This is a genomic window from Methanococcoides methylutens (genome assembly GCF_000765475.1).
Classification (GTDB): domain Archaea; phylum Halobacteriota; class Methanosarcinia; order Methanosarcinales; family Methanosarcinaceae; genus Methanococcoides; species Methanococcoides methylutens.
The window spans coordinates 193,906-206,821 of record NZ_JRHO01000010.1; the positions used below are offsets into that span (position 1 = coordinate 193,906).

General features: G+C 43.6%; 13 protein-coding genes and 1 tRNA gene. 8 read left to right on the forward strand and 6 right to left on the reverse strand.

What is annotated here, in order from left to right:
- Positions 1-57 precede the first annotated feature (57 nt).
- Together LI82_RS05995 and LI82_RS06000 are read left to right on the forward strand one after the other, a co-directional pair.
- A complete protein-coding gene (locus tag LI82_RS05995; protein WP_236622678.1) occupies positions 58-444 on the forward strand; it encodes a putative zinc-binding protein in 387 nt (128 codons plus the stop codon).
- Between the two features lie 153 nt (positions 445-597).
- Entirely contained in the window at positions 598-1,563 is a 966-nt protein-coding gene (locus LI82_RS06000) for a permease (protein WP_048194123.1), read from the forward strand.
- Positions 1,564-1,672: 109 nt separating this feature from the next.
- On the opposite strand, the gene LI82_RS06005 is transcribed toward LI82_RS06000, so the two are convergent.
- A complete protein-coding gene (locus tag LI82_RS06005) occupies positions 1,673-2,464 on the reverse strand; it encodes a beta/alpha barrel domain-containing protein (protein ID WP_048194124.1) in 792 nt (263 codons plus the stop codon).
- 589 nt (positions 2,465-3,053) lie between these two features.
- Between LI82_RS06005 and LI82_RS06010 the strand changes: the two genes are divergently transcribed.
- Both LI82_RS06010 and LI82_RS06015 read left to right on the forward strand, forming a co-directional pair.
- Positions 3,054-3,794: a Nif3-like dinuclear metal center hexameric protein gene (locus tag LI82_RS06010; RefSeq protein ID WP_048194125.1), complete on the forward strand. Its 741-nt coding sequence runs from the start codon at positions 3,054-3,056 to the stop codon at positions 3,792-3,794.
- Complete coding sequence (locus LI82_RS06015; protein WP_048194127.1) at positions 3,795-4,031, forward strand: hypothetical protein; 237 nt, start codon at positions 3,795-3,797, stop codon at positions 4,029-4,031. It abuts the gene before it with no gap.
- A gap of 154 nt (positions 4,032-4,185) precedes the next feature.
- Here LI82_RS06015 and LI82_RS06020 read toward each other — a convergent pair whose 3' ends face one another.
- Together LI82_RS06020 and LI82_RS06025 are read right to left on the reverse strand one after the other, a co-directional pair.
- A complete protein-coding gene (locus LI82_RS06020; protein ID WP_048194239.1) occupies positions 4,186-4,722 on the reverse strand; it encodes a tRNA (cytidine(56)-2'-O)-methyltransferase in 537 nt (178 codons plus the stop codon).
- 5 nt (positions 4,723-4,727) lie between these two features.
- Positions 4,728-6,248 (reverse strand): AMP phosphorylase, encoded by a 1,521-nt coding sequence (locus LI82_RS06025; RefSeq protein ID WP_048194129.1) that lies wholly within the window; start codon positions 6,246-6,248, stop codon positions 4,728-4,730.
- A gap of 231 nt (positions 6,249-6,479) precedes the next feature.
- Here LI82_RS06025 and LI82_RS06030 point away from each other — a divergent pair, with 231 nt between their 5' ends.
- The 3 genes from LI82_RS06030 to LI82_RS06040 are packed head-to-tail and all read left to right on the forward strand — an operon-like array spanning position 6,480 to position 10,663.
- The gene (locus tag LI82_RS06030) at positions 6,480-8,432 is read left to right on the forward strand and encodes a type II/IV secretion system ATPase subunit (protein ID WP_081955752.1); all 1,953 of its coding nucleotides are present in this window, start codon (positions 6,480-6,482) and stop codon (positions 8,430-8,432) included.
- Positions 8,425-9,348 (forward strand): type II secretion system F family protein, encoded by a 924-nt coding sequence (locus LI82_RS06035; protein ID WP_048194130.1) that lies wholly within the window; start codon positions 8,425-8,427, stop codon positions 9,346-9,348. The genes LI82_RS06030 and LI82_RS06035 overlap by 8 nt, the downstream gene beginning before the upstream one ends.
- 4 nt (positions 9,349-9,352) lie before the next feature.
- Complete coding sequence (locus LI82_RS06040; protein ID WP_236622679.1) at positions 9,353-10,663, forward strand: type II secretion system F family protein; 1,311 nt, start codon at positions 9,353-9,355, stop codon at positions 10,661-10,663.
- A gap of 93 nt (positions 10,664-10,756) precedes the next feature.
- Here the strand turns inward: LI82_RS06040 and LI82_RS06045 are convergent, their stop codons facing one another.
- From LI82_RS06045 to LI82_RS06055, 3 genes are all read right to left on the reverse strand, one after another.
- Entirely contained in the window at positions 10,757-11,329 is a 573-nt protein-coding gene (locus LI82_RS06045) for a FumA C-terminus/TtdB family hydratase beta subunit (protein ID WP_048194132.1), read from the reverse strand.
- Positions 11,329-12,168 (reverse strand): fumarate hydratase, encoded by an 840-nt coding sequence (locus LI82_RS06050; protein ID WP_048194133.1) that lies wholly within the window; start codon positions 12,166-12,168, stop codon positions 11,329-11,331. Before LI82_RS06050 ends, LI82_RS06045 begins: the two co-directional genes overlap by 1 nt.
- A 16-nt stretch (positions 12,169-12,184) precedes the next feature.
- A tRNA-Leu gene (locus tag LI82_RS06055) sits at positions 12,185-12,270 on the reverse strand.
- Between the two features lie 157 nt (positions 12,271-12,427).
- On the opposite strand from LI82_RS06055, the gene LI82_RS06060 reads away from it, so the two are divergent.
- Positions 12,428-12,886: an ester cyclase gene (locus LI82_RS06060; protein WP_236622680.1), complete on the forward strand. Its 459-nt coding sequence runs from the start codon at positions 12,428-12,430 to the stop codon at positions 12,884-12,886.
- Positions 12,887-12,916: the final 30 nt, after the last annotated feature.

Sequence of the window (12,916 nt, forward strand, 5' to 3'; positions counted from 1 at the left end):
GCAGTTCCATGTCCATGATACGGAATTAAAATTACAAAATTGGAAAAGGTGAAAAAAATGACTGGAAATATGAAATGTGGTTGTGAATGTGAATGTGGGTCAGAGATCGTTGGTATCTATCCATGTTCAGGCTCAGCGAATGTGGGCATTATCTCTAATCAGCTGGCAATAGAACTGACTAAAGCTGGAAAGGGTAAGATGCTGTGTACCTCCGGGATAGGTGCTAAGGTCCCTGGTCAGTTGAAGTCTGCAGAGGGCTGTGACAGGGTTGTTGTAATAGATGGCTGTCCAATGAACTGTGCCTCTAAGATTTTCAAGAACGCCGGGATCGCAGTGGATGGACATATCGTTGTCACTGAACTTGGCGTGAAGAAGACAAGGGATATGGATATCGAGGATTCGGTGATCTCAGAGAGTCTGGAAAAGTGTGTCAAGCTTTTCTGATCGATCCCTGTGATCTTTGTGAATACGAAAAGGATGCTAAAATTACTGTGTCCACTAAAAAAGTGATGTTATAAGATACATGACAGGTGCGAGCCAGCCGGATTGTCCAAAGATTCTGCTCCTCTGTCAATTTACTCTGGAGGAAATGATACTATGGTTGACGTGTTCTATCCCATGCAGTGGATAGCAGATAAGGTCACCTACGATCTACTTGGGATCGAAGCCACCACAGGTCTTGCAAAAAGCCTGAATTTTATTATCTACGATGTACTGAAGATCTTTGCACTTCTTTCTGTGATGATCTTCCTGATAGCTTACATGAGGTCCTATATAACTCCTGAGAAATCCAGAAGGATACTTGGAGGCAAAAAAGGACCGATATACAATGTAGCTGCATCACTTGTGGGTACTGTCACTCCGTTCTGTTCATGTTCATCCGTTCCGATCTTCATCGGTTTCATTGAAGCGGGGGTACCTCTTGGTGTGACATTTTCGTTCCTCATAACTTCTCCTCTTGTGAATGAAGCGGCCATTGCTGTACTCTGGGCTACACTGGGATTCAAGGCTACTGCACTCTATGTTGTTTCAGGTATTATTATCGGTGTTGTCGGTGGCTATATCATAGGCCTGCTCAAGCTGGAACGATACGTTGCAGATTTCGTCTACAATGTCCACTCTCTACCTTTCAAAGAAGCTGAGATGGGTTCAAGGCAGAGGCTCGATTACGCTGTTGAAGAGGTCAAAAGCATTGTGGGTAAGGTCTGGCTCTATGTTATTATAGGTGTAACTCTTGGAGGTATATTCCATGGTTTTGCTCCAGAAGGGATACTTGCACAGTATGCAGGAAAAGATAATCTCCTCGCTGTCCCTGCTGCAGTACTAATAGGCGTACCACTCTATTCCAATGTCATGGGCCTGATCCCTGTGGTTGAAAGTCTCATTGGAAAAGGGCTCCCTATCGGTACTTCCCTGGCATTTTTGATGTCTGTTACTGCAGTATCACTGCCTGAGATGATCATACTGAAAAAGGTCCTGAGCAATGAACTGATCGCCCTGTTCGTGTCTATCGTGGCAGTAGCTGTGATATTCACTGGATATATGTTCAATGCGGTTCTGTAAAAAAGATACCCGGTGAGCAAGATGTTGGATCTTGCTCTTCTTTTTCTTTCCAAAATGTATTTATTTCTTGTAGGGAAATCAGCTTATCCTGACAGACCAGACTACAATGTTACTGTCTCTCGATGTTAGTTGTAAGATCAAAAGGGCTTGCATAAAATGGTGCTGTGGTAACGACAAAATCTACTGATGCTGCATATTTTGGTATATCCTCAAATGAAATACCTCCGACAGCAAGCTCGAGCTTTGGATTTATCTCTCTAAGCTTTGGTGCTACCTCTTTTAGCTCCTCAGGGGTGTAATGGTCGAGTAGCAGGATATCCGCTATGGGTGCGTATTGGAAAACCTCTTCTTTTGTGCGTGGTTCTATCTCTATCTTTCTCATAGCCCTGAGCTTTTCAAAAGAACCGACCACGTTGAAGTGGTTCTGTGTTATCAGGATGGAATCACTGAGGGAATTTCTATGATGGTCTCCGCCACCTACATGTACGGACCTTAACTCGTATTTGCGAAATCCGGGATGTGTCTTTCTGCTTGTAGCTATCATAATATCAGGATTCACTTCTCTTGCACTGTCCACCATTCTCTTTGTCTTTGTAGCAATGGCGCAGGTCATTGAAAGAAATGTCTGTGAGATCCTCCAGAGCTTGAAAAGTTTACGCAGATCACCTTCTGCTTCGAAAAGCACAGCATTCTCTGCAAACTCTTTCCCGTTTTCGAGATGCATGTTAACTTTCAAGCCTTTCTTCTCATAGAATTCTGCCAGATCATCCGCACAGGAGGCAATACCTGGGTCTCTTGACCTGATAGTCAGGCTTCCTTCTCCTTCGATACCAAGTAGTTCTGTGGTCTCATCTCCGTAGGGGCAATCCTCAAGCAGATAGTGTTCGAATTCTTCAATCATCCTGTCACCTTTCACGATATATCATTACAGCCACTGTCTTATGGCATTGATATCTTTTTATGGGTTGCAAATATCGATAGGCTATATAAATAGCTTGCTAACTTCTTCTTAAATTAACGCCGTTAAATTATTAATTCATAAAGTTGTTTTGCATTTTTACTGCATGCACAGCTCCTTAATTACCTCTTTTGCATATTAGAAAGAGTTTTGCAGAGACGGTATGGAAATATTATGATTCTGGCAGCAAGCACGCCAAATATCTCTGTGATTTCCATACCTGGCCTCTACATCAAGCACTGTTTTGGTGCCTGCACATATGTGATGACCCTGTTGTCCTGTTCATGATTTTCCTTATTCCACTGCCGGAGTAGATGAACTTATACAGGGAATGCGGGTGAGATACAGGGAGGATCGATCATATAAGTGTGATTTCGAGCCGATGGTGCATTCTTGACCATTTGCTCTCATGCACTGGTCGAAGCGTTATGTCAGCGTTATGTATGAACGAACATATCGGTTATAAATTTATCGATTGGTTCTCTGACCTTTTTCCGATAAATTGATATTTCCAAAAAATTATTGCTATAGCATGGAACTATCAGGTATCGTAGAAACACTTGAGGAGATTGCACCTCCTGAACTAGCAGAAGATTTCGATGTTGGCAGGATCGGCCTTACTCTTGATCTGGATGATGATGTCAACAGGATAGCTGTTGCACTTGATCCTACTGAGTATGTGCTAAAACGTGCAGCTCAGATAGGTGCGGACCTGCTTATTACCCATCACACGCTGATATTCCATTCTGTGAACCTGATATCAAAAGAGCTTGCAGGTCTTTTAAAGATCGCTCTTGACAATGGCATTTCCCTTTATTCCATGCATACGAACTATGACAGGGCTGAGGGTGGTGTTAACGATGTGCTTGCCCAGCGTCTTGGTCTTGGTGATGTAAAAGATGTAGGCATGGGTCGGATAGGCAGGATCGATGAGTGCTCTGCAGATGTTTTCGTAAACCATGTTTCAAAGAGCCTCAACACTCATCTGCAATATGTGGGTGAGAAGGATTCCATAAGAAATGTAATGGTGTTTGGCGGGAGTGGCTTTAAGGACGATTTCCTTGACATAGCAAGAGAGCACAATGTCGATGCCTATGTTTCTGCTGAGCTTAAACATGATGTCCTGCGTAATTATGATGATATCTTGCTTGTGGATGCCACTCATTATGCTACAGAGAACCCTGCAATGGAAGCGCTTTGTGAGCGTCTGAAGAACATGCTCAACATTGATGTGGAATTTATTGACAACGACCCATTTATCGGAGTGTTATGAATGAACTCTAAAGAAGAAGCATCGGCAGTAACAGCAGGAAATGAAAATGAAGAAAATAGGGCTTCAGAAGAACTGACGGATGAAGAACTGGATGAACTGATGATGGAGCAGTCTAAAGCTCCCGGGTGCAAAAAGCACAGGGGCTATGGTAAATTTGACAAACCTCCTGTTAATCGGGGAGTAGCACTAAGTTCTGATGATAACAAAGGACAGGGTGAAAAAGAAGATCAGAAATGAGTTCATAAATAGAGGTCGCTAATATCATAAAAAGAAATCAAATAACAAAACAGGAAACATATTAGGAATAACCGGAACATTGTAGCTGTTCCTGCTATGCCTAATATTGCATGTCTCAGAGCTTGTTCATGTTTGTTTTTAACTTTTTTAGGCCTTATTCTTTTATTTTATTATCAATTACCCTTTTACCGTATTCCGTGGGTATGATAGTCAGCTCTGCATCTGGGAATTCCTGTCTTAAAGGTTCATCCTGTGCGATCCTGTCCATGGTCAGGGCAACTGCAGCAACTTCTGAGTGTGGCTGGTTGCCTACTGCAACATTCCAGTCTGCCATGTCATATATTTCAGTAGGTACTTTTTCGGCACCTACGACGATCATGAGCTTCTCACAGCTTTTGATATCCTCGGTTGCATCAGGCAAGTTTATGCCATACATGGAAAGATGGCAGACCTTGCCTCCTCCTTCTTTCCATTTTTCGATCTCGGCTTTCCAGCTGACATCGTTCTTGACGTAAAATTCACCTCCCCATCGATCTGCAACGTCTTCAATGGCATTCTTAATGCCTTTGTCATTGGATGCAAGAAGCATTCCTTCTGCACCAAGTGCCCGGGCTGTCAGTCCGACATGCGTGGTTATTCTTTTATCCCTCTCGGGCCGATGACCTAGGCGGAGTATTACTACTCTTGGCATTGATCTCATATCTCCTTGAAGCTCTGGATACGTTCCAGAAGCATTCCTTCTGCGATGAATGGTGGTTTTGCATTAGCATTCTGGAATGCAGTGTTCAGTTTTGCTTCTTTCTCAGCATAAATGGTGAACAACTTATCTCCTTCTTTGATCGGTTCGCCCAGCTTTTTGTGGAGAACTAAACCTGCTCCTTTATCATTTGGAGCACCTGCGATCCTTGCGATCTGAACGAGTCTTTTGTTGTCAAGTTCCAGGATATATCCATTGGTAGGGGCAAGAATGTCTTTAGTGAATTCGCCTACTGGAATATCCTTGTGGGTTACATTCGGGTTTCCGCCCTGTATCTCGATGATCTGCTTGAACTTCTCAAGGGCTTTCCCGTTCTTCAGGGTCTCAATAGCCAGGTCGTATCCCTGGTCCCTGGCAGCCACTCCTCCCATCTCGAGAAGCATTCCCGCCAGTGATGCACTCTTCTCTATCAGGCTATTAGGGCCGTCGAAGTTCTCAAGGACCTTTAATGCTTCAATGACCTCAAGTGCAGGACCAACCGTACGTCCGACAGGTGAAGCGCCGTAGGTTAAAGCACAGTCAACATCCATTCCAAGCCTGTCTCCAAGATTTATGAGATCTCTTGCAAGTTTTCTTCCTTCCTGGACATTTGGTATCTTTGTACCCGGGCCGGTTGGTATGTCCATTACAACGTGAGTTGCACCAATTGCACCTTTCTTTGCCATAATAGATGCCAGCATCTGGCAGTGCGGATCAATGGAAAGCGGATACTCGACCTTAATGAGCTTGTCATCAGCAGGTGCGATGTTTGTGGCACCTCCCCATACAAGGACGCCACCAACTTTTTCGGTCATCTTCTTTATCTCATCAGCATCGAACTCCACAGGTGCAAGGATCTCCATCAGGTCAGCAGTTCCCCCTGCTCCGGTTATTGCTCTTGAACTGGTTTTTGGTATGACGAGTCCGTTAGCTGCAACTATGGGTACTATAAGAAGTGATATTTTGTTACCAGGCACTCCTCCTATGGAATGCTTGTCCATGATCAGGTGTGTATCGAACTCAAGCTTATCTCCTGTTTCGATCATGGCTCTTGTCAACCATTCCGTTTCATCATCTGTCATGTCGTTAATGTATGTTGAAGTAAGGAAGGCTGCAAGTTCGATCTCACTAAGATTTTCCTCCACGATGTCCCTTACAAGGGTATCAATCTCTTCTTTAGTGAGCTTTTTGCCATCCATGACCTTTTTGATGATGTATGTCGACATCGGTCTCTCTGCAGGGAATACCTCTATTGTTTCGGTCCATTCCTTTTGCATAGCTTCCTTGACCTCATGGTAAAGGCCGATCATGCCTGGTGATATCATGTCCTCGGTAAAATCTACAATGGCTGTAAGCGTTTCATGATTCTTTATTCGAACGCGATCTCCTTCATTGACACCAAGCTCTTTTGCATCGATGGTGTTCAGGATTACTTTGTATTTGCCAACTTTGATATCAATAGGTTGTACTTTTAGTTGCATATTTTTCACCTTAAACTCTGTACTACTTTTGTTTTTGTGGATAAATAGATTTACATTGCTCATTCATTGTGAGTATGTTCTATCTTTTGATCTTTGAATTAACCAATAATGATTTATATTGTTCAACATGATAATTATAATGATGAGTAATGAGCACAATCTGCGGTAACTATATAAGCCGTAGATGCGTACTCTTTTTAACAACAATAGAGGACAGGCATGGGGGCCTGAATGGTTCTTATTGTTGTTATGATCAGGAATGGCAATTACCAAAGGCGTGGTATAATGGTTGAAAATTTGAATCCTCAAAATGCCGAGAAGGAAGACGAGATCGAGTCTGTGGAAGATGGCATCGTTGATATAGTAGACATAGTTGAAGATGATTCTCTTTCAGATGAACTTTACACAGAAGAACTTGATGAAAATATCGAGGACATGGAAAGCATTTCCACTGATGATGAAGATGAAAGTGATGATCAAAACAGACTACCAGAGGAAATTGAATCCTTATGGGAAAAGACGATAAAAGAGATTGCAGAAGAGGAGGAAGAAGTTGAGGAGTTTGAAGAAACTCCGATGTTCATTTTCAAGAAAGAACCTTTCCATAAGCGAGTTATCAATGCTTTTAAGACAAAGGACTTCGAGGTAGAGGAATATGATGTGGCCATCCATGGTCCTCTTGTAGATATTTCCCTGGATGAAGAGTCCGGGTTTGAAGAGATCGAGTTCTTTGAAATAAATCCCCCTTATTCTTATGTAAGAATCTCTTATAATTCTGACCTTCACGAGTATCAATATCAAGTGCTTGAACCAGAATTTACAGATGAAGAAGAGCAATTGTTCAGGATGATCAAGGAGCGTATCGCTGAGGTTCTTCATGCACATTTGAAAAGTATGTCAAGAGAAGTTGCAGAAGAATACCTGCGTAAGAACGTCAATATCTTCCTTGTTGATTATAGGATCCGGCTTACCACTCTTACGCGTGAGAAGATCATGTATTACATCATCCGTGACTATCTCGGATATGGTGAGATCGATGCCATGATGCGCGATCTGTTAATAGAAGATATATCCTGTGATGGTCCTAATACGCCAATCTACATATACCACAAGAAGTATGAGTCCATTCCTTCAAATGTGCTGTTCGATTCGGATGATCATCTGGACCCACTCGCTATCAGGCTTGCACAAATATGTGGTAAGCATATCTCCATAGCAAATCCGTTGCTTGATGCAACGTTGCCTGATGGTTCACGTATACAATTAACACTTGGAAGAGAGATCACTACCCGAGGTAGTACTTTTACCATACGTCGATTCAATGAGGATCCAATTACACCTTCCGATCTTATTGGTTATCATACGTTCTCGACAGCAATGCTGGCATACATGTGGCTTGCTGTGGATTCAAGCAAGAGTGTTATCTTCTCCGGAGGTACTGCTTCAGGAAAGACCTCTGCAATGAACGCTATTTCAATATTTATCCAGCCGGAAATGAAGATTGTTTCCATTGAGGATACAAGGGAATTGAACCTTGCTCACCCCAACTGGATCCCCGGTGTTACGCGTGAAGCATTTGGTGGCGAATCCAAAGGTTCCATTGAAATGTATGAACTGTTGAGGGCATCACTGAGGCAGCGTCCGGAATATATTCTGGTGGGTGAAGTAAGAGGTGCTGAAGCATATGTTCTGTTCCAGGCAATGTCAACAGGACATACAACGTTCTCTACAATGCATGCTGACTCTGTGCAGTCGATCGTACACAGGCTTGAGAACCCTCCGATCAATATCCCAAGGATCATGATACAGGCTCTTGATATTGTATCTTTGCAGGTTCAGGTAAAGGTCGATGGTGAAAGGGTCAGGCGGTGTAAAACTCTTACAGAGATCGTTGGTGTTGATCCAAGGACCGGTGAGTTGCTGACAAATGAAGTATTCTCCTGGAATGCTGCAAAGGATCTTTTCCAGTACTCAGGCCGCTCCTATGTTCTCGAGAGTGTTATGGATGCAAGAGGCTGGACCGAGGCCAGGGTAAGGGAGGAGTTACAACAGCGTCAGGATGTCATGGAGTGGGCACGTTTGAAGAAGATTACCCATTTCAGGGACTTCTCTAAGATCGTGGTTGCGTATAAACGTGAACCTGAAACACTACTGAAAGTTATAAGGCAGGATTTGAATGGATAATTCATATTTTAGTATTGCATTTGCAATATTTGGGAAACACTATGTGAACAAACGTTCAAAGTATTTCTCACTTAGAAAAAACCTTATGAAAAGCAGGATCAACATAGGCTATGACAGGTACCTTTCAGGTGTCCTTCTAATGGCAATCCTGAGTACTTTGTTAATGTCTATCCTGTTCAATGCGCTTCTGGCCATAATTCCACTTCCTGATATCTCTGGAATTGCACTTGGTTTCCCTGTATGGACCGCAAAATATGCTGCTTATAAGCTCCTTGCACTGCGCGTGTTCGGAGGTATTGGATTTGCAGTTCTCTGTTTCAGCAGTATCTATTATTTTGCCATATTATATCCGGCGATTGTGGCATCTGATCGAAAGCGAAAGATAGAACAGATGCTTCCCTATGGTATCAATTATATGTCTGCCATGTCCGGGGCAGGGGTTCTTCCGGTAGATCTGTTCCGTTCCCTTGCGTCCAATGAGATCTATGGCGAAGTTGCTGTGGAAGCAAGATATCTTGTGCGTGACCTTGAAGTATTGGGGTATAACCTTGTGAGTGCAATGAAGAACCTCGCAGCCTCTACTCCTTCTCCAATGATGCAGGAATTCCTGCAGGGTTCAATTACCGTTGTAACATCAGGTGGTGATCTGGAGCCTTACTTTAAGATCAAGGCCGATCAATATCTTATCGATAACAGGCAAAGACAAAAGGAATTCCTTGAGACGCTTGGTCTTATGGGTGAAACATATGTTACTGCATTTGTAGCAGGTCCTCTTTTCCTGATAGTAGTAATATCGATCGTAGCATTGATGGGTGGAGCAGACTTTATGTTCCTTTATCTGATGGTATATGGTCTAATCCCAATTGGAACTCTTATGTTCATAGTTCTTGTCAGTGCAATAACACCGGAGGAGTGAGAAAATGAAGGATGTAGAGAACACTGGATCTCATGATATTGCTGAAACTGATGGGGTTGCTGAAACTGATGGGGTTGCTGAAGCTGGTGAGATTGTCGAAGCTGATGAGCTTGCCGAAGCTGATGAGCTTGCCGAAGCTGATGAGCTTGCTGAATCCGATGAGCTTGCCGAAGCTGATGAGCTTGCTGAAGCTGGTGAGCTTGCCGAAGCTGATGAGCTTGCCGAAGCTGATGAGCTTGCCGAAGCTGATGAGCTTGCTGAATCCGATGAGCTTGCCGAAGCTGATGAGCTTGCAGAAGTCGGTGATTTTGCCGAAGCCAATGAGTTTGGTTCAAACGGTGAACCTATTGTAATTCATGAAGCTGAGATCCCGGAAATGGATGAGTTGGAACTTAGTAGAATTGAACAATATGTCATTGATTTAAGGCTTGGAGATTCAAGAAAGAACATTCGCTTGAAGGAATTCCTTAAGGATCCGAAAGATGCATTTTATAGATATCCTTATTATGCTATGTTATTCAGTGGCCCCGCCGCTCTTTTGTTCATGCTGGTGGGATTTTCGTTCACCTGGGGAACGCCAACTATTGATCATGTGATCTTATTTTCGGTGTGGATATTTATCATCCCGCCAGCAATAACCTATTACAGGAAGCATAAATTTGTCAACAAGGTCGAAGAGTACATGCCAAATTTCCTGCGTGATATTGCGGAAATGAGCAGGGCGGGCCTTACTCTCCCTGCAGCACTAGGTACTGTTGCAAAGGGTGAATATGGTGAAATGACGGATGAGATCAAGAAAATGGATGCATCTGTCTCCTGGGGTATTTCCTTTGAGGAAACCATCGAATACTTCGCAAAAAGAATGAACACTCCCCTTATATCACGTGCTGTAGCTCTGATCACTCAGGCAAGCCGTGCGGGAGGTCGCGTGTCATTTGTACTTGAAGCTGCTGCCAGGGATGCAAGCGAAATAAAGACACTTGAGAGGGAACGTCGTGGTAACATGGCTGTTTACGTAGTGATAAGCTACATTGCTTTCTTTGTGTTCATCTTTGTTATATTGATGCTGACAACTCGCTTTGTTCCGACAATGTACGAAGCAAGTCAGGCTGTGGCAGGTGCATCTGCTGGAGGTTCCTTTATTGGAGGTTTCGATCCTGATGCTTTCATACGTACCCTTTTCCACGCATGTTTGCTACAGGGATTCATGAGTGGTCTGGTTGCAGGACAATTGGGAGAAAATCGCCTTTCAGGAGGTCTGAAGCACTCATTTGTAATGACCTTTATAGGCTGGGTATGCTTCCTGATCCTATGATGAAAAGATGCTTGTAGCTAAACCAATAAACAAAGAAGTAAGAATATAATCTAAAAATAAATAATATATAGTAAAAAAATAACTGGGGAGGGTTCACTTATTTAAAAAGGACTCTCTCGCTCTTTCTTTTATAGACGTGAAAAGGTCATTTCCTTTTGTGTCAATACCGACAATTAGGGGGCCGAACTCAACGACTTCAAGTTCCCATACTGCTTCAGGCATTCCAAGGTCCAGCCAGTGAACTTGCGGTACATTCTTTATGGAACCTGCTGCAAGTGCTGCACATCCACCGGTGTAAGCCAGGTAGATGCATTTCCCTTTCAGGCTTTCAGCCACGTTGTTCATACCACCCTTTCCTACAAGGGCACGGACGTTGAAGCGCTCCAGAAGGTCCGGTGTCATCTTTGACATCCTGTCGCTTGTTGTAGGCCCGGCTGCAACGACACTCCATTTTCTTTCTATCTGCTGCATCAGGGGTCCACAGTGGTAAATGGCTGCACCTTCCAGTTCAAAAGGTAGCTCTAGGCCTTCCTCATGCATTTCAAGGATGCGTGCATGTGCTTCATCGCGGGCTGTCAGGACAGTTCCTGTGAGGTAGACAATATCGCCGGCATCGAGTTGTTCGACGTCTTCCTTCTTAAGAGGTGTTTTTAGATGGTATTCCATTATTCATCACCTCCAAGTGTGACGGAAGCATGGCGGTTTGCCCAGCACTGGATATTAATAGCTACAGGCAGGGATGCTGTGTGGCAGTGTGATGTGTTAAGATATACTGCAAGGGCAGTGGTATCGCCGCCAAGGCCCATTGGACCGATCCCCAGTGAATTGATCCTGGAAAGGACTGCCTTCTCTTCATCATTCATGTCATCTACGGTTCGTAAAAGTGAGGATTTAGCAAGCCTTGCAGCTTTGTCGAAAGAACCTCCGATACCGACACCTACTATAACAGGCGGGCATGGTCTCCCTCCGGCATTGAGCACGGTTTCAACAATGAAGTTATCAATGCTCTTAAGTTCGGTGGGATTCATCATCTTCAGAACGCTCATGTTCTCGGAACCTGCACCTTTTGGGGCTACTGTTATCTTCAGCTGCTCTCCTTCCACAAAGTCATATTTGATATCGGGAAGGCCTTCGCCTGTATTGTCACTGCTGTTGTTTCGAGTAAGTGGATCTACAGCATTTGGACGCAATGGGACCTGTTGGGTTGCTATCCTGGTAGCTTCAAGTATCGCTCCCTTAAGGTCAAAATCAATGTGCAGGTCCCTGCCTATGTCGACATAAAAAATAAGTATGCCTGTATCCTGGCAGAGTGGAATGCTGTTGTTACCTGCAATTTCAATGTTCTTAAGGATCGCTTCTATCTGCGATCTTGCAACGTCGCTTGATTCATTTTTTTTTGCTGTTTCAAGAGCCTTTATAACATCATCGGGAAGAAGAGTCTCAGCTTCTTTGATTGTGTCAATTGTGGCCTTAACTACAGCATCATAAGTTATCTTGCCAGTCAAAAAAGATCACCTTAAATGGTGCGGGAGAAGGGATTCGAACCCCCGAACGTCTACACGAGCAGATCTTGAGTCTGCCACCGTTGGCCACTTGGTTACTCCCGCATTTGAGAAATACGTTACCAGAAATAGCAGTATTTGTTATAAACTTATCTATCGTTCAGTCGCATATGCCTTTTTAATTTGAGTGGAACTGCTATATTTGCGACAAATATGCTTTTCTTTGAAATATACTTATTAAAGAGTAAGTAATTGTAATCTAATGATGACGACAGATATACCTGAAAATGGTGCATCCTTTGACCCGCGCAGGATCGAAGAAAAGAACAAAGAAATGGTTCTGGGTATTTCAGATCGTGGTTGGCATCCAAAACAATTGGTGGATAGGTGCAGCCCTGACTATCGAATGCATTTTGGCGGTGAGACACTGGATCTTGAGTCTCTTATGGATTTCATGGAATCCATCCACAAGGCTCTTCCCGATCTTCATTTTGTTGTTAATGATGTTATTGCTGAAGGTGACAAAGTTGTAACCAGGTGGACTGCCAGTGGTACGCATCTGGCTGATTTCCAGGGAGTTCCACCCACACACAAGCCGGTTACATTTACCGGTATCACGATCACACGTATAGAAAACAGCCTGATCGCTGAGGACTGGGAAGAGGTAGATCAATTGAACTTCGCCCAGCAGTTCGGTGCTTTTTCATCTGATATGCTTTGAGAGGACCTGAATAACACTCATGTCTTAATG